Consider the following 19,197-nt stretch of genomic DNA (forward strand, 5'->3'; position numbering starts at 1 on the left):
CCGCGGGCGGGGTGACGAGCAGCACCGTCGCGGTGACGACGGCGGCGGCGAGCGCCGCGCCGGCCAGCACGTCGTGGGGATAGTGCACCCCCTCCCCCACGCGCGCGAAGGCCACGACCGCCGCCAGCGGCAGCGTGACGACGGCCAGCCTGGGGCGTACCAGGGTCAGGCCGACGGCGAGCCCGGCGGCCAGGGTGGCGTGGTTGCTCGGGAAGGACCAGTCGCCCGGCGCCGGGCACTCGGCGACCGCCTCGGCCCCGGGCACGGCGCGGCAGGGCCGCTCCTGGTCCACCACCAGCTTCAACGCCTCGCTGGCGGCGTACGCCACGACGGTGCCGACGCCGGTCAGGATCGCCCCGGCGAGGGTGCGGGCGCCCTCACGGACCACCCAGGCCGTCCACGCCGTCCACGCCGTCCACGCCAGCAGCAGCCCGAGGACGACCAGCAGCCCCTCGGCGGCGAGCTCCAGCAGCGACCCCACCCACGACGGCGCGTCGGCGACGGCGCCGCTCACCTCCCGGTACACCGACGTCGAGGCGCCGCCGGTCACCACGACCGGTTCGGCGTCGCCCAGCCCGCCCGGGTACAGCACGATGAGCGCCACCGCGCCCGCGGCGAGGGCCACGAGCGCGGCGAGCGCCCGGCCGCCGATGTCGTACCGCTGATGTTGGAATCTCATGCGGGCCGACGCTAGGAACGGCGGCCCGCGAGGCCACGAGACGAAGGACGCACGCCGACCCCCGACGATCGTCAGGCTTGACGGCGGGCGGCGTCTGCTCGCGGTCGTAGGATCCAGCGCATGGACTGGCGCGGCTGGCACGACCACTACGACCGACCAGGTTCGACGCTCGCGCGGCGGCTGGCCGTCGTGCGGGAGCGGATCCGGCTGGCGCTCGATGAGGCGCCGCCGGGGCCGCTGCGCGTGGTGAGCATGTGCGCCGGGCAGGGGCGGGACCTGTTCGGGGCGTTGGCGGGGCATCCGCGCGCGAGTGACGTGGCGGCGCGGCTGGTCGAGCTGGACGAGGGGAACGCGGCGCTGGCGCGGCGGGCCGGGGAGGGCGCCGGGCTGCGGTCGCTGGAGGTCGTGGTGGGGGACGCGGCGTTGACGCGGCACTACGCCGGGATGGTCCCGGCCGAACTCGTGCTGGCCTGCGGGGTGTTCGGGAACATCACGGACGAGGACGTGGAACGGACGCTGGAGCACTGCGCGCAGCTGTGCGCGCGGGGCGGCACGCTTATCTGGACGCGGCACCGCCAGCCACCCGACCTGGTGCCCCGGATCTGCGCCTGGCTGGCGGAGCGCGGCTTCGAGCCGGTGTGGCTGTCCGACCCGGAGGCGGGCTACGGCGTCGGCGTGCACCGCTTCGCGGCCGAGCCTCAGCCGCTGGCGTCGGACGCGCGGATGTTCACCTTCGTCGGCTACGACGCGCTGCCGAGCGGCGGCGGCGCCATACGCTGACCACGGGACGGGACGGACACCCCGGCGCGGGCGTGTCCGTCCCCGGTCTTCCCTCGATCTCCTACTGGAGGACAGGTCGAGGCGTCTCCTGCCCGGTCGCGTCGGAGCTGATGACGACGCCGATGCTGCTCACCGGGGACCTGAACGTCCGGCCGGACGACGTGATCCTGCCGTGGTTCGCGGAGGCGGGCTGGAGCGACGCCTGGACGGAGGTCGACGCCGACATCGGCGGCGACGCCGTGACGCACCCGGGCAGCGGGGACGACGCGCGGATCGACTACGTCTACGCCACGCCGGCGTTCGACGTCTCCGGCGCGCACACGGTCGCGTCGCGGGCGTCCGGCCGCCTGCCGGTGGTGGTGGACCTGGCGGTCCGGGACGGGGGCCGTGGCGGCGACCGGGTCGGTGCTCGCGGGCGCGGACGGCCGCGCGGGCTGTGCGCAGGCGGCGGAGCACGCGGGCGGCACCGCCACGCTGCGGGTGTGCGACAACAGGGCGGACGGGTGGGGAGTGCGGGGGCTCCGCACCAGCGCGGGCGTTACGCCTCCGCCTCCAGGAGCACGGTGAACGGGCCGTCGTTGGTCAGCGTCACGCGCATCTTCGCGCCGAAGCGGCCCGTCTCCACGCGCGCGCCGAGCGCCCGCAGGTGCGCGCAGACCGACTCCACCAGCGGCTCGGCCACCTCGCCGGGCGCGGCCGCCTGCCAGGTGGGGCGCCGGCCCTTGCGGGCGTCGCCGTAGAGGGTGAACTGCGAGACGACCAGCAGCGGCGCTCCCACGTCGGAACAGGACTTCTCGTCCTCCAGCACGCGCAGCGTCCACAGCTTGCGCGCCAGGCGTGCGGCCGTCTCCTCCGTGTCGGTGTGTGTGGCGCCCACCAGCACGCACAACCCCTGGCCCACGATCTCGCCGACGGTCTCGCCGCCGACCTCCACGGCCGCGCCGTCGACGCGCTGCACCACCGCTCTCATGCCGCCATCATGCCGAACCGCCGCGCGCGCGACGGGGACGGGGTGACACGATGCTGGGGCGGGGGTACGTACCTGGCCACCGTGCATGAACAGGGGATGAGGGGACATAAGAGCATGATCACACCGCCCTCCCTCGGGGAGCTGGACCTGGGGGAGCTGCGCGCGCTGCGGCGGCGGGCGCAGCGCGAGGAGGCCGACCTCAGCTATCTGCGGCGGCTGCTGCACGGGCGCATCGACATCCTTCAGGCGGAGGCGGAACGCCGCACGTTCGCGGGCCGGGACGCGGGGCTGCTCGACCAGCTGCCCCGCATCCTCGCCGACGAGCCGGCGCCGCAGCGGGCCTCGGCGCGGCACGTGACGGTGGGCCCGCCGGCGAACGAGGAGTACCGGCGGCTCGCCGAGGAGCTCCTCGGCGAGGTCGAGCTGTCGGACCTGACGGCCCTCGACGACGGGGAGCTGGTGGGGGCGCTGCGGCGGCTGGCCGAGCACGAGGCCCAGCTGTCCCGGTGGCGCCAGGCCCTTCACCGCACGGCCGACGACTGCGGCGCGGAGATCGCCCGCCGCTACCGCGCGGGCGAGGCGAGAGTCGACGACCTGCTGGCGTAACGCACCGGGGGCTGCGCCCTCGGCCCTCCGGCCCCCGCCGCCACGCCGGGCCGACGGCCTCTGGCCGCGCCCGGCGTTCGGCGTTCGGCCGCGCGGGCCGCGTCAGCGGCCCCGGTCGTGCGGACGGCCCACACCGCGCGCCGGGCGGTGCGAGGCGCCGCCGGCCACGGCCCCAGGCCAGCGCGGACGCAGGCCGGGCACGGCCGGCCGCGCACGCAGGCCAGCGCCGACGCACGCCAGGCACAGCCGCAGGCCAGACCCGGACGGGCACGGCCGCAGGCCAGCGCGGCCCCAGGCCAGGCGCGGACGGCCGCGGACGCAAACCGGCCCGGCCGCACGCCGGGCGCGCGGACGAGCACAGCCACAGAACAGGCCCGGACACATCCCAGGCCCGGCCGCAGGCCAGGCGCGGAAAGGGCGGACGGGCGGAAAACCCCTCGCCTTGGCCCACGGCGGTGCCTAGCCTCGGCTCCATGGGCCTCCAGATGCGTCTCGTCGCCGATGACCCCGCCGACACCGAAGCGTGGATGCTGGCGACCAGCTACGGCTTCATGCACCCGCCCCAGGTCGACCCCGACGAGCTCGCGCTGCGCCGCGCCAGGCAGGACTTCGCCCGGGCGCGCGGCGTCTTCGAGGATCAGCGCTGCGTGGCGACCTGCTGCAGCTTCGACCAGCGGCTCACCGCCCCGGGCGGGGCGTTGCTCGCCGCCAACGCCGTGACCGGCGTGACCGTGCACGCCACCCACCGCCGCCGGGGCCTGCTGACGCGGATGCTCACCGCCGACCTCGCCGAGGCGAAGGAGCGCGGCGACGTCGTCTCCACCCTCATCGCGGCGGAGTACGCGATCTACGGCCGCTTCGGCTACGGCCCGGCGACCCGTGGCTCCTCCTGGCGGATCAACGCCGGCCAGGCCGGTCTCGACCCGCGCTGGTCGGGGCCGGACGACGGCGGGAGCCTGGCGTTCGTCGACGGCGCCGAGATACGCAAGGTGGGGCCGGAGCTGCACGAGCGGTTCCGGGCTGTGCGGCCCGGCGCGATCGACCGGAGGCCGCTGTGGTGGGAAGCCGGCACGGGCGAGGTGCGGTTCGGTCCCGACCCGTGGAAGGAGCCGTTCTTCGCGCTCTACCGGGACGCCGACGGCGTGCCGCAGGGGCTACTCAGCTTCACCACCGACAAGGAGTGGGCCGCGAGCCAGCCCGCCCTCACGGCTGAGGTGAGGGATCTGTTCGCCGTCACCCCGGCCGCCGAGCGGGCGCTGTGGCACCTCCTGCTGTCGGTCGACTGGGTCGCCACAGTCGTCGCCCATGGCCGTGCCCCGGACGACCTGCTGCCCCAGTTCCTGCCCAATCCGCGCGCGGCGCTGGTGACGGGGCTGTCGGACTTCCTGTGGATGCGTCCGCTCGACCTGCCCCGGATGCTGGCGGCCCGTGCCTACGCCGCCTCCGGGGAGCTCGTGCTGGAGGTGCGGGATCCGCTGGGGCTGACCGAGGGCCGCTTCCTGCTGGCGGCGTCCCCCGAGGGCGCGAGCTGCGCGCCCACCACCACACGCGGGGCCGATCTGACCCTCGGCACCGGGGCGCTCGCCCAGCTCTTCCTCGGCGATGTCTCGGCGGCGCGGCTGGCCGCGCTCGGCGCGCTGGACGAGGAGACGCCCGGCGCCGTGGCCCGGGCCGACCTGCTGCTTCACACGGGGCGGCTGCCCTGGTGCCCTGACGGCTTCTAGCCCTCGAACGCTTCACACGGCGTGCAGCGCCAGCATCACCAGCACCGTGGCGCCGATGCACGCGCAGTTCGTGTTGCGGTGGCGGATGCCGGTGCGCAGGATCAACAGACCGATGATGCCCGGCAGTCCGAACTGGATTTCCACCGCTTGCTCCGCCACGACCCCCAGGGCCGCGACGACGATCGTGGAAACCAGCATGAGTCTTCTCCTCCCTTCCACTGTCAGTAGCCTGTCAACTCGTCAAAGTCCTGGCTAGTTGGCCGAGTTGTCCACCAACTATATGCCTGTGATCCCCAATTGGCTACGCTCGGCAAACGCTCGAACACCAATCTTCGGCATCTGGCCGAAAGTTGTAGGGTGTTGAGCCGTGAGTCAGGAGACAGCGCCCGAACCAACCTCTCCCGACCGCATCGCGGGGGTGTTGCGCGACCGGATTCGATCCGGCGAACTGCCACGTCACAGCAGGCTGCCGACGCAGCGCGCCCTGGCCGAGCAGTTCGGGACCAACCGCACCACCGTCAGGCAGGCGCTGGCCATCCTGGAGCGCGAGGGCTACCTCAGCGCCCGCGGCCGGGGCGCCCCGGCCCTGGTGACCAACCCCGCCCAGGACCAGCCACGCCCCGCCGGCGTCGAGGTCGCCGACCGCATCGCCATCGCGTTCCAGGCCGAGGACGTCTCCATCGACGCCTTCACCCTCACCACCGAGACCCTCAACTCGGCCCTCGCCGCGCCGCTGATAGCCATCTCCGCCGGCGAGTTGAAGCCCCGCTCCATCGCGGTGCGGCTGCTGCTGCCCAGCCCCGACGCGCCCCTGGCGTTCCCCCGTCTCATCAGCGACCCCGACGACGCCCGCCCCCGCGCCCGCCTGCGGCAGATCACCCGCACCTTCGCCACCTCCCTGCGCCACCAGCTCACCTCGCTCGCCGAGATGCGGATGGTGCCCAAGGTCCACGTGGAGATCCGCTCCGTCCCCATCACGCCCGTGCAGAAGCTGTACGTCCTCAACCGCACCGAGGTCCTGACCGCCTACTACCAGGTGCTGCCGCGCACCGTGGAGTACGAGCAGGAGCAGCTGGAGATCTACGACGTGCTGGGCCTGAGCTCGAAGATCTTCCAGGATCAGGAGCCCGCGTTTGTTGAAGAGTCCAAAGCGTGGTTCGAGTCCCTCTGGTCAACACTGGCGGAACCGCTCACACTCGGTTAGATGAGGGAACTCATCGGTAACGCCCACTGTGTTCTCTTCGACTTCGACGGCCCCATCTGCCGCCTCTTCGCCGCGCGCCCGGCCGAGTCGGTGGCCCGGCGCCTGCGCGAACTCGCCGCCGCCATCGCGACGGAGCTCGGCGTGCCGCTGCCCCGCCTGCTGCCCGAGGAGTTACGCGCCTCCCCCGACCCGCACCACGTGCTGCTCGGCATCGCCAGGCGGCGGCCGGGCCGGGGCGTCGTGACGCGCCTGGAGGCGGCGTTGACCCGCGAGGAGATCTTCGCCGCCGGCACGGCCCGCCCGACCCCGTACGCCGCCGCGCTGATGGCGGCGCTGACCGCCCGGGGCCGCCAGGTCGCCGTCGTCACCAACAACTCCCCGCTCGCCGTGGAGCACTACCTGCGCCAGCACCAGCTCTCCGGATTCGTCGGGGGGCGCATCCACGGGCGCACGGCGGACTTCTCCCGGCTCAAACCGCACCCCGACGCCGTGCTGCGCGCCCTCGCCTCCACGCGCACGGCGGCGGACGCGGCGTTGATGATCGGCGACGCGCCGTCCGATCTCGGGGCGGCGCGGGCCGCTGGCGTGGCGTTTCTCGGCTTCGCGCCCGACGAGGAGGCGGCGGGCGCGCTGGTTGCCGCCGGCGCGGAGCGGGTTGTGCGCTCGCTCGAGGAGGTGATGACCGCGCTGGTCGCGCCAACCCCGGGGGAGAAATGAGCCAAATGAGCCATCGGCAGGAGGGGCGAATGGGGCGTACCGTGCGGCCATGAGCCAGCCGCTGCCACAGTCGACGACCGTCACGACGGTCTCCTCCACCGTGTCCGCGCCCGCGCCTACGCCCGCGCCCGCCCCGCTGGGCACCTCTGCGACACGAGCGATGCCCACGACGCAAGCGTCGCCGTCGTCGCCGTCTTCGCCGTCTTCGCCGCCGCCGACAACGGCGGCGGCGACGACGCCCGCGACGACACTGCGCGGCAACCATCGCATCTGGCACATCCTCCGCCCGGCCGGTGAGTTGGCGGGCCTGGGGCCCCTCAAGGCGGGGCGTTCCCGGCCGGGCGTGCACCGCTTCGACCCACGCTGCTTCTCCAGCGAGGAGGATCTGCTGGTGGAGTTGGCGCTCCTCGGCGTCCGGCACATCCCGCCTGTCCACCGGCTCGGCCCGGAGGACCTGCTGGTGCACGGCTACATCGAGGGCCAGACGCTCGCGGCGCACCGGCCGCCCGGTACGCCGCTGACGCAGACTCACCTCTCTCAGCTCGCCGACCGGTTCGGGCAGCTGGCCGCCATCCGCCCCGCGGCGCTGGACCTGATCCACGACTGCCCGCGCGACCAGCGCCCGCACGGCAGCCGGGAGTTCCTGCGCGGCCTGATCCGTTTCACGCGGCGGCACGTCTACGCCGTCCACCGGCCGGAGCTGCATGGCCTGTTCGCCGCGCTCGGGGTCAACCCGTGGGTACTCGCGGAGGATGGGCCGCTGGCCCGGGGCGCGGACCGGCTGACGTCCAGACCGTTCTGCCTGCTCCACGGCGACCTGCACCGCGACAACCTCATCGTCGCGGCGGCGGACGGCGCGCTGTGGACCATCGACTGGGAGCTGGCCCTGCTCGGCGACCCGCTCTACGACCTCGCGACCCACCTGCATCTGATGGGCTACCCGCCCCGCCAGGAACTGGTCGTGCTGGCCCACTGGGCCCGCGCCATGGACGACCACCTTCCCGGCGCGACGGCGGCCCTGGTGCGCGACCTGCCGCGCTACCGGGCGTACAAGAGGGTGCAGTCGGTCTTCACCGACATCATCCGCCGGGCCCACGCGGTGTGCGCGGCGTCGCCGCGCAGCCTTCCCGAGGAGCTCGGCCGCGCCTCGCGCGTCGTATCGACGGTACTGCACGCCGCCGCACGCGATCTGGGGCTGGGCCACGTGCCCAGCCCCAGATCCATCGAGTCCGCCTACGCGGCCCTGAGGGCGGGCCGCTAGCCCCTGGCTGCGGGAGGCGTGCGTCAGCGCGCCTCCCGCTTCTCCAGGCGGACGCTCGGCAGCGCGCGTGCCAGCCACCGCGGCAGCCACCAGGCGTGGCGTCCCATCAGCTGCATCGCGGCCGGCACGATCAGGCAGCGGATCACCACCGCGTCCACGAAGATCGCCACCGCCATGCCGAAGCCCATCTGCTGCAGCATCCGGCCGTCCGACAGCATGAACGCCCCGAACACCATGATCATGATCGCGCCGGCCGCCGTGATGACCGCGCCCGTGTGGCCGAGCCCCTCGCGCACGGCCGCCGCGTGGTCCCGGGTCCGCGTCCACTCCTCGTGGATGCGGGAGACGAGGAAGATCTCGTAGTCCATCGACAGCCCGAAGACGATCGCGAAGATCATCACCGGCAGGAACGCCTCGATCGGGCCCGACTCGACCCCGAGCATGCCGTCCCCGAAGACCAGCGTCATCGCGCCCAGCGCCGCCCCGATGCTCAGCAGGTTCAGCACCGCCGCCTTCAGCGGGATCAGCACCGAGCGGAACACCGCCATCAGCAGCAGCATCGACACCCCGACCACGATCGCCACGAACAGCGGCATCCGCTCCGAGACCGTCCCGGAGAAGTCCTCAAGACCGGCCGTGGCCCCGCCCACCAGGTACTCGGCGCCGGTGTCCTCCGACAGCCGCGGCAGCACCTCGCCCCGCAGCTCGGACACCAGGTCCGAGGTCGCCTCGTCCTGCGGCGAGGTCTCGGGGAAGGCAATGACCGTGGCCACGGCATCGTTCTCGCTGGGGATCGGCCCGGTGGCCTGCGCCACGCCCGGCGTGTTGTTCAACGCCGCCGAGGCCGCGGCCGCCGCCTGCTGGCCGTTCCCGGCGCCGTTCCCGTCGCCGGCGTTCGCGACCACCACCAGCGGCCCGTTGAAGCCCGGCCCGAAGCCCTCCGACAGCAGGTCGTACGCCTCGCGGCTGGTCGTGCCCGCCGGGTCGTTGCCCGCGTCGGCGAAGCCGAGCCGCATCCCCAGCGCGGGCGCGGCCATCGCGAGCAGCGCCGCCACCGCCACCACCAGCGCCGGCAGCGGGTGCCGCTGCACCAGCCCGCCCCACCGCCGCCACACCTCGCCCGCCGGCGGGCGCCCCTTCGCGGCCCGCTTGGCCGCCTTCGCCGTGAACTGCCGGGCGAAGCGCCGCCCGAAGACGCCCAGCAGCGCGGGCAGCAGCGTCAGCGAGGCCAGCATCGTCACCAGCACGGTGCACGCCACCGCCAGGGCCATGCCCTGCAACGCGCCGATGCCGAGGGCGACCAGGCCGAGCAGCGCGACGATGACGGTGCAGCCGGAGAAGAACACCGTGCGGCCGGCGGCGTCCAGGGCGGCCCGCGTGGCGCGTTCCGGCTCGTGGCCCGCGACCAGCTCCGCGCGGTAGCGGGCGAAGATCAGCAGGGCGTAGTCGATGCCCACGCCGAGGCCGACCAGCGTCATCACGTACGGGGTGAAGTCGGCGATGGTGAAGGCGTGCGAGGCCAGCGAGATGAAGCCGATGGAGCCGCCGACGGCGAAGACCGCGGCGATGACGGGCAGCCCGGCGGCGATGACGGTGCCGAACATCAGCACCAGCACCACCAGCGCGGAGAGGATGCCGACGCCCTCGGCCGGGCCGCCCTCCTCCTCGGCCAGCAGCCGGGCCGCCTCGCCGCCCAGCTCCACGTCGAGGCCGTCCCCGGCGGCGGTGCGCGCGGCGTCGTAGATCCGCTCGACCTCGGGGAGCGTCATCCGCTCGGACGGCACGGTCAGCACGACGGTGGCGTAGCCGATGTCGCCGCTGCCGCCGTCGGATATCCGCTGCCGGGGCTCCTCGTAGACGCTGACGACCTGCGCCACCCTCGGCAGCTCGGCGACCTCGGCCAGCATCCCCTCGATGCGGTCCTTGATGCGGTCCTCGGTGCCGGGCCCTGCCGAGTCGAGGCCGTCGAAGACGATGTCCAGGGTGTCGCCGGCCTGCGCCGAGCCGTTCTCCTCCAGCAGGTCGGCCGCCTCCTGCGAGTCGGTACCGGGCATGGAGAAGTCGTTGCGCCAGTCGCTCCCGGCGGCCATGGAGGCGCCCTGCACGCCGACCAGGACGGCGAGCCACAGCAGCAGCGCGGTCCACCTGTGGCGGTGGGCGAAGCCCGCGACGCGCTCGAACACGCTGGGGCGTGCCGGCGGCCCGGGGGGCGCCGCGGCGGCGCGGGCGGATGTCGTACTCACGAGGTGCCTCCTTGGCATGGTTCACAGGAATTGCGTTGGTGCGTTGGTGCGTTGGTGCTATTGCTGCGCGTGGTGGGAGCGCCGCGAGGGCGGCCGCCACCGCCGCCGCCACAGCAGGGCGGCCAGCAGGAGCGAGAGCGGGGGCAACGCGGCGGCGAGCACGGGCGGCGGGGCGGCCTCGCCGGACAGCGGCAGCCGCGACCCGGCCAGCGGCGGCAGCGCCGCCATCACGGCGGAGCTGAGCGCCACGGAACGCCGCCCTCCGCGCGGCCCGGCCAGCAGCCGGGCCCGCTGGAACGGCTCGCCCGTCAGGCAGCGGGCGCCGACGCCGACGCCGTGGGTGAGGAAGAGCAGCACGACGGCGGCCCCGATGACGAACGCCCCCACCCCCTGCGCCGGCCCCACCCCCGTCAGCGCCGAGGCCACCACCCACCCCCACCCGGCCGCCTCGACCCAGCTGCCGACGACAACGACCACCGACGCGCGGGGGGCTCCGCCCCACCGCCACCACCGGCCGTGCACCCGAGGGCGGCAGGCCACGGCCCGCAGCCACCCGGCCCGGGCCCCGGCCGCTCGGGTCAGGAAACCCGCGGCCACCACAGCCAGCGGCGGCCACAGGCCCCGCGCCGGCGAGGGGAAGCAGACGGCCAGCGCCGCCGCAACCCCCAGCAGCCACAGGCCCTCCGCGGGCCCGCGCCGCGCCACCACCGCGAGGACCTCGCGGCGTTCCCCCGCGTCGCGCCCGAGGAAACGCACCAGCATGCCGAGGCCCAGCCCGGCGCCGCCGAGCACGAAGTACCCCGCGGCGAAGAGGCCGAGCACACAGGCAGCCGTCGTTTCCATGCCGCCTACGCTCGCGGCACGGTACGCCCCCGCACGTCGGCCCGGCGCGTACACCTCTCCTACCGCCCCGGTCGCACCGGCCGCCCGCGGCGTACCACGCGGGTTGCCCCTGCCCCTGAGCCGCCCCTGAGACGTCCCCCTGAGATGTCTCCCTGAGTTGCGGGTCCCGCCCCGCGCGCCTCAGCCTGGAGACATGCCGGAACTGCCGGACGTGGAGGGTTACCGCCGGGTCCTCGCCTCGCACGGGAAGGGCCACCGCATCGAGCGCGTCGAGGTGGCCGACGCCGGGGTGCTGCGCGGGGTGACCGCGCGGCGGCTGGCCCGCGACCTCGGGGGGCGGCGTTTCGGCGAGCCGGAGCGGCGCGGCAAGTGGCTGCTGGGCACCACCCGCGACGGCGGCCCCACCCTCCTCATGCACTTCGGCATGACGGGGAACCTGGTCTGCGATCCCCCCGACGCGCCGCCGCAGCCGCACGACCGCGTCACCTTCGCGCTCGACGACGGCCACCTGCTGCGCTTCCGCGACCAGCGCAAGCTCCAGGGCATCTGGCTGGCCGCCTCGGAGGCGGACGTCGAGCGCGTGATCGGCGACCAGGGGCCGGACGCGCTGTCGATGGGCCGTGGCCAGCTCGCGCAGGCGCTGTCGGGGCGGCGCGGCCGGATCAAGGGCACGCTGGTCGACCAGTCGGTCGTCGCCGGCCTCGGCAACCTCCTCAGCGACGAGATCCTGTGGCAGGCACGCATCCATCCGGCGCGGCAGACCGCCCGCCTCAGCAAGGACGACCAGCGGCGGCTCGACACGACGATGCACCGCGTGCTGCGCGACTCCGTGAAGGCCGGGCACGTCCCCACCCGCCGCTCCTGGCTGACGGGCCGCCGCTACGACGACGACCCGCACTGCCCGCGCTGCGACGGCCCGCTGTCAACGACGCGCGCGGCGGGCAGGACCACGGCGTTCTGCCCCGCCTGCCAGCCGGAGGACGGCCGCGGCTAGAGCGTGTCTCCTTGGTCTGCTCGTCGGTTGATCGGACGTGTCTGTCCGGCTAGTGATCACTGATGCGATGTGGGACCGAATCGAGCCGTTGATGCCGGCCGATCCGGTCCGTGGCCGGCGGTGGGCCGACCCAGCGGGCCCAGCCCGGTCGACCGCGCACGTCCGGGCAGTAAGCACCCCTCATGGCGGATTCTCGGGCGGCCGACGGCCCTCCGCCAACGACGCCAGGCCGCCCTCTGGTCCAAATCCATGACGGTGGGGTAGGGGACCACGCCTCCGGCACCCCATGACCGAGATCATCACGATGCGGGACAAGGGCCGAAGCCGACTTTCAAAGCACGGCCTCGTGGTTCGCCGCTACCTGTTCCTGCAGATCTCCGATCGCATCCAGCAAGTCGCCGTTCACCTGCTCGGCATAGGGCTTGATCAGTTGAGTAAGCGGTTCCTTCAAGAAACCGCACAAGGCTGCTTGGCGCCTCTCGAGCGCCCGCGCGATCCCGAACACTCCGGTTTCCGCGGCCGCCGACCAGAAGTTGAAGAGGCCGTACCACACGAAGCAGGCTTGTAGGAAAGGCCTGACCGGCAGTCGGCGACCAGTCCATGGGCTGGGAACCATCGGTCGCATGCTGTACAAGGAGTCGTCGAGGACCCAACTCTCCTGCATTTCATGCATGTATAGAAATCCGTGGATCGACTCGTGGACCACACCTTCAGCGACGAGAGCGTGATCCACGGCCGAGAACTGCGGATTTCCCAGTACCGAGCGTCCGACGTACTGGGCACAGGATCCCGAAGAGAAGACTCGCTCCCGGTCATCCCGGAGAAGTACCAGGGCCTTGGTGAATCTTGCGACAAACGCTGACGTCTCGCTGCTCACCGAAGCGATTCCTTCGATGGCTGCCGACAACTTCGCCAGCGCTTCCTCCCTCTCCCGCCCTGCCAACGGAGCTCTGCCCTCGGGCTGGGTGAAGCGGATCCCTTGGACATCGATGCCAAGGGCATAGGGACTGTCGAGATCGAGAGCTGCCACGCCCTTGATAGAGGGCCCCTCGACGACCTGGCCACCGGGAAGGATCAGGGTGTCCCCCAGAGCCGTCCAGAGCGGCTCCACGACGGGCTCTGCGACGCTGCCCTCTCGCGCCATCTCCGCCTGCACGGATCGAATGAGGAATCCGGCTGCCGCCGCAGCATCGCGCGCGGGGTCGGGCCACATCAGCAGTCGCGTCGTCTCGGGCGCCAGCAACAGCCTGGTGAGCGACTCCTCGCTCAATCCGGTCAGCTTGGCGACGATTTCCGCTTCGACATCGGGGCGGGTGGACCTTACTCCGATAAAGAACTGACCCAAGTGCCGCCCCACCAAATCGGAGTAGCCGCGGTGGATCTCCTCGCACACTTCACTTGTGCCATACCAGCCGAGTGCCTGATGAAATCTCTTGAGGGGTGACAAGTCCATCACCCCGAGATCGATTGTGCGACGGCATCGTTTGATCGAGAAGTGACGAAGGAAATTTCCTTCCGCACGGTGCCGACGATGTGTTCGATCACCGCGAGCAGGGATTCGCAGTGCACGCTCGGGTTGGAGAACGCGTTCTTCTTCGACCATCGGTGCGGCATCTCGCCGCCACCACAAAGCCCGTAGACAGGGCATCGCATACAATCGTACGGCAGAAGTTCCTGGTTCTTCAGCCCCATGCGATAAAGCTCTGTCTCCCGCAGCCTCTCGATCGAGTGCCTGCGGACATCAAGACCCGTGAGTGTCATGCCGTCACCGCAGATCCGAAGCATGTCCAGCGGTTCCAGGCTGCCATCGGTCTCCACGACCACATCGGTCACCGGCTGGGCACCCAAAGCGCTGATCTGTGATTCACCACCCAGGATCAGCTGAAGCAGGGATTCGAACCACCTGATCCGCACACCTGCATCCGCATTACCGTACCACTCGTCGAACAGATCGATATAGTATCTGCCGAGAAGGTCGGCGTTCCAGGGCGGCCCTTCCTCATGGTGGTAGTCCGGCCAGAGGAAATCCATGTTCCGGACACCGATATCGAGCAAGTGACGGAACACCTCCGTCCCGGGGAATCGCGGGTCGGCCACGACGAGGATTCCCCAGGGAGGTGATTCGGCGCCTTGAGCCACCAGAAGGTCGATCGCCTTGCGGACGCGGCTGTAGCTTCCCTTTCCCTGGTGGTTCACTCGATGACGATCGTTCCAGACTGCCGGCCCGTCGAGGCTCACTCCGACCTGGACTCCATGGTTCGCGAACAGCGAGAGCCAGTCCGCATCGATGAGAATGCCGTTGGACTGCAGGGTAAGTGAGAGCTGCACGTCCGCTGGCGCCATTCTCCTGACATCGTCCAGAAAGCGCGTCATCCAGGGCTTGCCGACCAGAAGCGGCTCGCCTCCGTGAAGTGCGATTACCGCTTCGGTGATGCCGTTCCGAGACGCATACTCCGCGATCTCCTGAATGGCGGCTCGGGCGACCTCCAAGGACATTACCCGGGGGCGGGTCAGATGGGTCGTATCGCCCTTGTTGTAGATGTAGCAATAGGTGCAGTCCAGGTTGCATCTCGAGGAGATCTTGAGGATGCAGGAAACAGGAGGAGCGATTCCCGTAGATCGTCGTTCAGAAAACGAATCCTCTTCACCAGAGGGACATCGAAACGCGCGATCTTGCACACGAGATGAAATCAAGGACAAACCCCTCGCCGATTCTACTCCAGGTCCGCTACCGCCCAGCGGCGGCGCGGTTTCTTACATTTCCGGATTATCGCTCCAGCTCCTGCTGAAAGTGAGGCGGTTGTACCCGGCGGTCACAGGCGGCTGCCCGCCTTCGGTGACCTCAAGCGCCGCGCGAAGAATGGGATTGAGTGTCCCGACGGCGTCCCTGAGAGCACCGAGGTCCTTGATGGGGACTCGTACCTCTGCCTGCTGGGGGTTTTTTGCGCCATTTTCCATGATGCCCTCCCGGATTCCGAGATTGAGTGAATCGATGAGACTCGCGAGTGGTTTCGACGCTAGCCAGCCTGCGGCTTCATGGCCATCAGGACATTGCAGGGGTTGCTCCAACGGTGGTTGCGTCCACCCGAGCAGCCGTATCGACATCGACGGTGAGGCGGGGTCAGACACGCTTCCTGTCGATGGCTGACAGCGGTCTGGACCCTTGAACTCACGGACAAGCACCTCTGCGTGGCGTCAACGCGCTGTTGTTGGGTCGGCCTGAGGCCCTGGTCGGGGTGATAGACCGGTTCAGGCCCGGAGCTTTCATTCCATACCGGGCCCTAATCAACGTGAAGGGGTTTCAGGTGTCCAACACGGTTGATGTCGACTTCGACGGCGTGTACCAGGGCGTATCCATCAGGGCGATGGTCGGCTCGCCGCGTCTCCAGCGGGTGACGCTCCTCGAGGAAGGGTCCCCCCACCCCATCCAGTGGGTGGGATCGGGAGAGGGCGGCCTGCAGATCGGGGGGTCCAGCTGTCGGGCGAAAAGAAGGTCAGTGTCACCGTGGAATCCAGCGATGACAACGGCGAGATCTTCAAGCCGAGCTCCCTCGGCCGCAGTACATGGCGGACGCTGTCACTCCCGTCCTTCGTGGTGACCACCGTCAAAGCCGAAGACGACGGCGACAGCGACAGCGACTTCGACGACGCCGTCGTCTACTTCAGCTGGCTTTCGAAGTAGGCACGACGCTGCCGCCGGCCCTCTTGGGTGCGTGACGGCGGATCGGCAAGGACCGGGTCATCGGATCGAGTGAATCGCCGACGGCCTGTCAACCCTTTCAGGGATCTCCGTGCCAGCCGGGCATCCCGGAGAGACGTCAGGAGACCGGCGGACCGGTCTTGAGCTTGATGTCCGGTCGGGCCGGGAGGGCCGACCCGCATTGTGCTCCCCCTCGGCCTGCTCCACGGCAGCGGCGATGGCGGCCGCGACGAACGAAGAGGGCGACACCGGGGCAGCTCGACGTCCGGGTTGCGCTGGAGGCCGACGACGCAGTTGCGCAAGCGATCCAGAAGCTCGTTGTTCACGTGGGCGGGGACCTTCGACTTCCCGCCCATGACCTGGCGGCCGCCGAGGAGCTGGCCGAGGATGCCGCTACCCCCGACCGCGCGAGGGTCTGCGGGTAGCGGGGCGGTAGCGCCGGCCTCGCCGGGGGTCGGTCTTCGCCGACGGCAGACCGCGTGCGGGCCCCGCCGCCGCTCCTCGCAGGCCGCCCGGACGCCACCATCACCTGCCGCAGCCCGCTGCACGCCTCCCTCGCCCACGCCCGGACCGCTGTCGGACTCGCCCATGGCGGCGAGGCGCATGCCGCCCTGCGGTGCCTCGGCCGCGCCGAGAACGCCCTGGCCAAGACCGACCTCACACAGCCCCGCTCCTCGTGGATCGCCTTCTACGGGCCTGCCGAACTCCACTCTCTGACCGCGATCGTGCCGGACGTCGTGCGCCACCCCGCACAGGCGGAGGCGGCCTCCCACCGGCCGCTCGCCGCGCTACTCGACACCTATCTCCTTGAAAGGCTGTGGGCGCCATTCCTGCTGGTAGGCGGGGTGTTCGGCGTATGACTGGCCAAGGACTCGAAGCGCGTATGCCAGGCCGGCCGAGCGGGAGTCCGAGGGATCCGTCGCTTTGTAGTCGTTCGCCAGTTGCTCGATCAGATCGAGCATGGGGAGGTGGCTGTCGAGAAGAGCCTCGCCGCCCAGGGTGTCGGCCACGTAGGCGTAGGCGTGGTTGTCGTCCATGATGCGTGCGACGAGGAACTCCACAAGATCGTCCATGTGGTCATCCTCGCGGACAAGGTGCTTCGGCGGTCAAGCGGCTGTCCAGATGAGGATGGCGGCGAGGTGGAGTGCGGCCTGGTAGGCGATGGCGAGCTTATCCGTTCGCATGGCCAGGCCGCGCCATTGCTTGAGTCGGTTGATGCACCATTCGACAGCGTTGCGCTGTTTGTACGCCTCGGCGTCGAAGGCCGGTGGGCGGCCTCCGTCGCGGCCTCGCCGCAGCCGGTGGCCGACCTGGTCGGACGGCTGGGGGATGACAGCGCGGATTCCACGTCGCCGGAAGTGATTGCGGATCGCGCGGGATGAATACGCCCGGTCCGCCAGGATGGCATCAGGTCGGGTTCTCGGTCGACCGGGTCCGCTTCGCAGAACACGGATGCCTGCCATCACGGTCTCGAAGGCCGGGGCGTCGCCCGCCTGGCCTGCGGTGACGCGAAGGGCCAGGGGCCGTGCCCGGCTGTCGCTGGCGAGGTGAACCTTCGTGCTCAGGCCGCCGCGGGAGCGTCCGAGGGCGTGGGCGTCAGGTTCGGCCCTGCCTGGCGCCCCTTTTTCCTGGCACCGGCAGCGTGCTGGTGAGCCCGGCAGACGGTGGAGTCCACCGAGACGGTCCAGCCGATGTCGGCATCAGCGTCGGCCGCTGCCAGAACTGCGGCGAGGATGCGTTCCCAGGTGCCGTCCATGGCCCACCTGATCAGGCGTTTGTGAGCGCTCTGGAACGAGCCGAGCTCGTCCGGCAGGTCCCGCCAGGGAGAGCAGGTGCGGTACTTCCACGCGATAGCTTCCAAGGTTCGGCGGTGATCGGCCCATCGCCGACCGCGGACCGGATCGGCCGGCATCAGCGGCTCGATCCGGTCCCACATCGCATCAGTGATCACTAATCGGACAGACACATCCGATCAACTGACCAACCGATCAAAGAGATACGCTTTAGGCCCTGTCCGGGCGACCGTGCCGGGCCCGCGACGCCAGCCACAGCCACAGCGCGCGCGGCCTTCACGCGTGGCGGAGCGTCAGGGTCGCGTCCGGGCCCGCTTCGACGTGTGTGGCGAACGGGCGGCCCGCCTCGTTGAGGGTGGTGCGCAGCCACGCCGCCTCCTCGCGCGTGGCGCGGTGCAGCCGCAGGCGCCGCGCCCGCAGCGGCACCAGGCCGACGTCGCCGGCCAGGGCCCCGTCCGGCGCGAGTGGGACGAGGAAGAGCAGCCGCAGCTCGTCGCGGTACTCCTCGTAGCCGCCGATGCCCTCGTAGTCGTTGATGAAGTCGCCGCAGCCGTAGAGGATCAGCCTGCCCCGGTAGACCTCCATGGGGCGGGGGTGGTGGGAGGAGTGGCCGTGGACCAGGTCGGCGGCGCCGGTGTCGATGAGGGTGTGGGCGAAGCGGATCTGGTCCTCGCCGATGCCGTAGCCCCAGTTGGAGCCCCAGTGCACGGAGGCGACCACCACGTCCCCCGGCCGCCGCTCCCGCCGCACGCGCTCGGCGATCCCGTGGGCGCTGCGCTCGGTCAGGCTGGGCACGAACGCCACGCCTGACCGGTCGTGGCCGGCGGCCCAGCCGTGCGGGACGCCGCTGCACGGCGTTCCGAACCCGTAGACGAGCACGCGCCCGCCCGCGACGGGCACGGCCGCCGGCCGCCACGCCGTCTCCGCGTCGCGGCCCGCGCCGGCCGTCCGCAGGCCCGCGTACGCGAGCGCGTCGAGCGTCTCCGCGAGCCCGGCCCGGCCGAAGTCGAGCACGTGGTTGTTGGCGAGCCCGCACACGTCGGGGCGGGCGGCGGCCAGGCACGGAAGGTTGTCCGGGGTCATCCGGTAGTGAACGGCCTTGCCGGGCGCGAAGTCGTCGGCGCGCGTGACGCTCGTCTCCAGGTTCATCACCCGCACGTCGGGGGCGGCGCGCGTCAGCGCGTCGAGGGCCTCTCCCCAGGGCCAGCCGAAGCCGACGGGCCGGGGGACGGGGCCGTTGACGGACTCGGCCAGCGCCACGTAGTCGCGGGCGTCGCGCACGTATCCCTCGCGCAACGCCGGGTCGCCGGGATGCGGCAGCACCTGGTCGACCCCGCGGCCGAGCATCACGTCGCCGCAGAGGGCAAGGCTCAGGGCGCCCGGCGGGCCGCCGCTCGCCACGCTCGCCATGTTCACCAGGCTAGCCAGGGGCGCCCAGCATGGAAACGTGACCGAAAACGAGCCCATGGGTGCTTGTATTCACCGCATCTCCATGAAGCAGAAGGGATTCTCCATGACCGCTCTGCGCGGATAAGCCCCTTTTATTGCTTCTCACGCGGGAGGTAGGCCCGAAAGAGAGTCGCGCAACGGTCGGGCAACTGACACGTATTGCGGGCGAATTCAGCCTCCAGTCCACTCGTCCCGTCACGCCGTTTCTTGATCCGATCATGCCAGGACTGGAGG

General features: G+C 71.3%; 18 protein-coding genes and 3 pseudogenes. 11 read left to right on the forward strand and 10 right to left on the reverse strand.

The genetic code is table 11. From position 1 onward, the window contains the following. Nucleotide 1 precedes the first annotated feature (1 nt). Nucleotides 2–679 (reverse strand): annotated as a pseudogene (locus ACTWQH_RS12420) (phosphatase PAP2 family protein); the annotation flags it as partial. Between the two features lie 120 nt (nucleotides 680–799). Between ACTWQH_RS12420 and ACTWQH_RS12425 the strand changes: the two are divergent. Continuing rightward, nucleotides 800–1,459 (forward strand): SAM-dependent methyltransferase, encoded by a 660-nt coding sequence (locus tag ACTWQH_RS12425; protein WP_443286515.1) that lies wholly within the window; start codon nucleotides 800–802, stop codon nucleotides 1,457–1,459. 32 nt (nucleotides 1,460–1,491) lie between these two features. Next, a pseudogene (locus tag ACTWQH_RS12430) lies at nucleotides 1,492–1,773 on the forward strand (endonuclease/exonuclease/phosphatase family protein); the annotation flags it as partial. 224 nt (nucleotides 1,774–1,997) lie between these two features. On the opposite strand, the gene dtd reads toward ACTWQH_RS12430, so the two are convergent. Then, entirely contained in the window at nucleotides 1,998–2,429 is a 432-nt protein-coding gene (gene dtd / locus ACTWQH_RS12435) for a D-aminoacyl-tRNA deacylase (RefSeq protein ID WP_443286516.1), read from the reverse strand. 114 nt (nucleotides 2,430–2,543) lie between these two features. Here dtd and ACTWQH_RS12440 point away from each other — a divergent pair, with 114 nt between their 5' ends. Further along, on the forward strand, nucleotides 2,544–3,035 hold the full coding sequence (locus tag ACTWQH_RS12440) for an RsiG family protein (RefSeq protein WP_443286517.1): 492 nt from the start codon (nucleotides 2,544–2,546) through the stop codon (nucleotides 3,033–3,035). 473 nt (nucleotides 3,036–3,508) lie between these two features. Next, the gene (locus ACTWQH_RS12445; RefSeq protein ID WP_443286518.1) at nucleotides 3,509–4,759 is read left to right on the forward strand and encodes a GNAT family N-acetyltransferase; all 1,251 of its coding nucleotides are present in this window, start codon (nucleotides 3,509–3,511) and stop codon (nucleotides 4,757–4,759) included. A gap of 12 nt (nucleotides 4,760–4,771) precedes the next feature. Here ACTWQH_RS12445 and ACTWQH_RS12450 read toward each other — a convergent pair whose 3' ends face one another. Continuing rightward, nucleotides 4,772–4,957, reverse strand: coding sequence for a hypothetical protein (locus ACTWQH_RS12450; RefSeq protein ID WP_443286520.1), 186 nt, complete (start codon nucleotides 4,955–4,957; stop codon nucleotides 4,772–4,774). A 169-nt stretch (nucleotides 4,958–5,126) separates the two neighbouring features. Between ACTWQH_RS12450 and ACTWQH_RS12455 the strand changes: the two genes are divergently transcribed. From ACTWQH_RS12455 to ACTWQH_RS12465, 3 genes are read left to right on the forward strand one after another with little or no spacing between them, the layout of a single operon-like run. Continuing rightward, nucleotides 5,127–5,963: a winged helix-turn-helix domain-containing protein gene (locus tag ACTWQH_RS12455; protein ID WP_443286521.1), complete on the forward strand. Its 837-nt coding sequence runs from the start codon at nucleotides 5,127–5,129 to the stop codon at nucleotides 5,961–5,963. Beyond that, the gene (locus ACTWQH_RS12460; protein ID WP_443286522.1) at nucleotides 5,964–6,680 is read left to right on the forward strand and encodes an HAD family hydrolase; all 717 of its coding nucleotides are present in this window, start codon (nucleotides 5,964–5,966) and stop codon (nucleotides 6,678–6,680) included. 49 nt (nucleotides 6,681–6,729) lie between these two features. After that, complete coding sequence (locus ACTWQH_RS12465) at nucleotides 6,730–7,941, forward strand: phosphotransferase family protein (RefSeq protein ID WP_443286523.1); 1,212 nt, start codon at nucleotides 6,730–6,732, stop codon at nucleotides 7,939–7,941. Between the two features lie 23 nt (nucleotides 7,942–7,964). On the opposite strand, the gene ACTWQH_RS12470 is transcribed toward ACTWQH_RS12465, so the two are convergent. Continuing rightward, nucleotides 7,965–10,202 carry an MMPL family transporter gene (locus tag ACTWQH_RS12470; RefSeq protein WP_443286524.1) on the reverse strand — a complete coding sequence of 746 codons (2,238 nt, stop codon included), beginning with the start codon at nucleotides 10,200–10,202 and terminating at the stop codon, nucleotides 7,965–7,967. Between the two features lie 39 nt (nucleotides 10,203–10,241). Further along, complete coding sequence (locus ACTWQH_RS12475) at nucleotides 10,242–11,027, reverse strand: cytochrome d ubiquinol oxidase subunit II (RefSeq protein ID WP_443286525.1); 786 nt, start codon at nucleotides 11,025–11,027, stop codon at nucleotides 10,242–10,244. A 193-nt stretch (nucleotides 11,028–11,220) separates the two neighbouring features. Here ACTWQH_RS12475 and ACTWQH_RS12480 point away from each other — a divergent pair, with 193 nt between their 5' ends. After that, on the forward strand, nucleotides 11,221–12,021 hold the full coding sequence (locus tag ACTWQH_RS12480) for an Fpg/Nei family DNA glycosylase (protein ID WP_443286526.1): 801 nt from the start codon (nucleotides 11,221–11,223) through the stop codon (nucleotides 12,019–12,021). Nucleotides 12,022–12,058: 37 nt separating this feature from the next. Further along, nucleotides 12,059–12,151: pseudogene (locus tag ACTWQH_RS12485) on the forward strand (IS5/IS1182 family transposase); the annotation flags it as partial. 201 nt (nucleotides 12,152–12,352) lie between these two features. Here ACTWQH_RS12485 and ACTWQH_RS12490 read toward each other — a convergent pair. Continuing rightward, entirely contained in the window at nucleotides 12,353–13,474 is a 1,122-nt protein-coding gene (locus ACTWQH_RS12490) for an aKG-HExxH-type peptide beta-hydroxylase (protein WP_443286527.1), read from the reverse strand. Beyond that, the gene (locus ACTWQH_RS12495) at nucleotides 13,474–14,700 is read right to left on the reverse strand and encodes a radical SAM protein (RefSeq protein ID WP_443286558.1); all 1,227 of its coding nucleotides are present in this window, start codon (nucleotides 14,698–14,700) and stop codon (nucleotides 13,474–13,476) included. The genes ACTWQH_RS12490 and ACTWQH_RS12495 overlap by 1 nt, the downstream gene beginning before the upstream one ends. Nucleotides 14,701–15,526: 826 nt before the next feature. Here ACTWQH_RS12495 and ACTWQH_RS12500 point away from each other — a divergent pair. Then, a complete protein-coding gene (locus tag ACTWQH_RS12500) occupies nucleotides 15,527–15,703 on the forward strand; it encodes a hypothetical protein (RefSeq protein WP_443286528.1) in 177 nt (58 codons plus the stop codon). A 497-nt stretch (nucleotides 15,704–16,200) separates the two neighbouring features. Continuing rightward, a complete protein-coding gene (locus ACTWQH_RS12505; protein ID WP_443286530.1) occupies nucleotides 16,201–16,581 on the forward strand; it encodes a hypothetical protein in 381 nt (126 codons plus the stop codon). Here the strand turns inward: ACTWQH_RS12505 and ACTWQH_RS12510 are convergent. The 3 genes from ACTWQH_RS12510 to ACTWQH_RS12520 form a co-directional block, all read right to left on the reverse strand. Continuing rightward, a complete protein-coding gene (locus ACTWQH_RS12510) occupies nucleotides 16,510–16,794 on the reverse strand; it encodes a DUF6221 family protein (RefSeq protein ID WP_443286531.1) in 285 nt (94 codons plus the stop codon). The two genes, ACTWQH_RS12505 and ACTWQH_RS12510, sit on opposite strands and share 72 nt — an antisense overlap. Nucleotides 16,795–16,827: 33 nt before the next feature. Then, a protein-coding gene (locus tag ACTWQH_RS12515; protein WP_443286532.1) for an IS5 family transposase occupies nucleotides 16,828–17,687 on the reverse strand; the annotation gives its coding sequence in 2 pieces (ribosomal slippage) (nucleotides 16,828–17,345 and nucleotides 17,345–17,687; 861 coding nt in all). 103 nt (nucleotides 17,688–17,790) lie between these two features. Continuing rightward, the gene (locus ACTWQH_RS12520; RefSeq protein WP_443286533.1) at nucleotides 17,791–18,924 is read right to left on the reverse strand and encodes a CapA family protein; all 1,134 of its coding nucleotides are present in this window, start codon (nucleotides 18,922–18,924) and stop codon (nucleotides 17,791–17,793) included. Nucleotides 18,925–19,197 lie beyond the last annotated feature (273 nt).

The sequence above is a fragment of the Streptomyces sp. 6N223 genome, from assembly GCF_052246635.1.
Classification (GTDB): Bacteria; Actinomycetota; Actinomycetes; order Streptomycetales; family Streptomycetaceae; genus Streptomyces.

Bases quoted from the DNA above. Each gene is read 5' to 3' on its own strand.
- dtd (WP_443286516.1), bottom strand. From the start codon at position 2,429: ATGAGAGCGGTGGTGCAGCGCGTCGACGGCGCGGCCGTGGAGGTCGGC.
- ACTWQH_RS12520 (WP_443286533.1), bottom strand. From the start codon at position 18,924: ATGGCGAGCGTGGCGAGCGGCGGCCCGCCGGGCGCCCTGAGCCTTGCC.
- ACTWQH_RS12510 (WP_443286531.1), bottom strand. From the start codon at position 16,794: ATGGACGATCTTGTGGAGTTCCTCGTCGCACGCATCATGGACGACAAC.
- ACTWQH_RS12440 (WP_443286517.1), top strand. From the start codon at position 2,544: ATGATCACACCGCCCTCCCTCGGGGAGCTGGACCTGGGGGAGCTGCGC.
- ACTWQH_RS12445 (WP_443286518.1), top strand. From the start codon at position 3,509: ATGGGCCTCCAGATGCGTCTCGTCGCCGATGACCCCGCCGACACCGAA.
- ACTWQH_RS12490 (WP_443286527.1), bottom strand. From the start codon at position 13,474: ATGGACTTGTCACCCCTCAAGAGATTTCATCAGGCACTCGGCTGGTAT.
- ACTWQH_RS12425 (WP_443286515.1), top strand. From the start codon at position 800: ATGGACTGGCGCGGCTGGCACGACCACTACGACCGACCAGGTTCGACG.
- ACTWQH_RS12475 (WP_443286525.1), bottom strand. From the start codon at position 11,027: ATGGAAACGACGGCTGCCTGTGTGCTCGGCCTCTTCGCCGCGGGGTAC.
- ACTWQH_RS12450 (WP_443286520.1), bottom strand. From the start codon at position 4,957: ATGCTGGTTTCCACGATCGTCGTCGCGGCCCTGGGGGTCGTGGCGGAG.
- ACTWQH_RS12470 (WP_443286524.1), bottom strand. From the start codon at position 10,202: ATGCCAAGGAGGCACCTCGTGAGTACGACATCCGCCCGCGCCGCCGCG.
- ACTWQH_RS12460 (WP_443286522.1), top strand. From the start codon at position 5,964: ATGAGGGAACTCATCGGTAACGCCCACTGTGTTCTCTTCGACTTCGAC.
- ACTWQH_RS12465 (WP_443286523.1), top strand. From the start codon at position 6,730: ATGAGCCAGCCGCTGCCACAGTCGACGACCGTCACGACGGTCTCCTCC.
- ACTWQH_RS12480 (WP_443286526.1), top strand. From the start codon at position 11,221: ATGCCGGAACTGCCGGACGTGGAGGGTTACCGCCGGGTCCTCGCCTCG.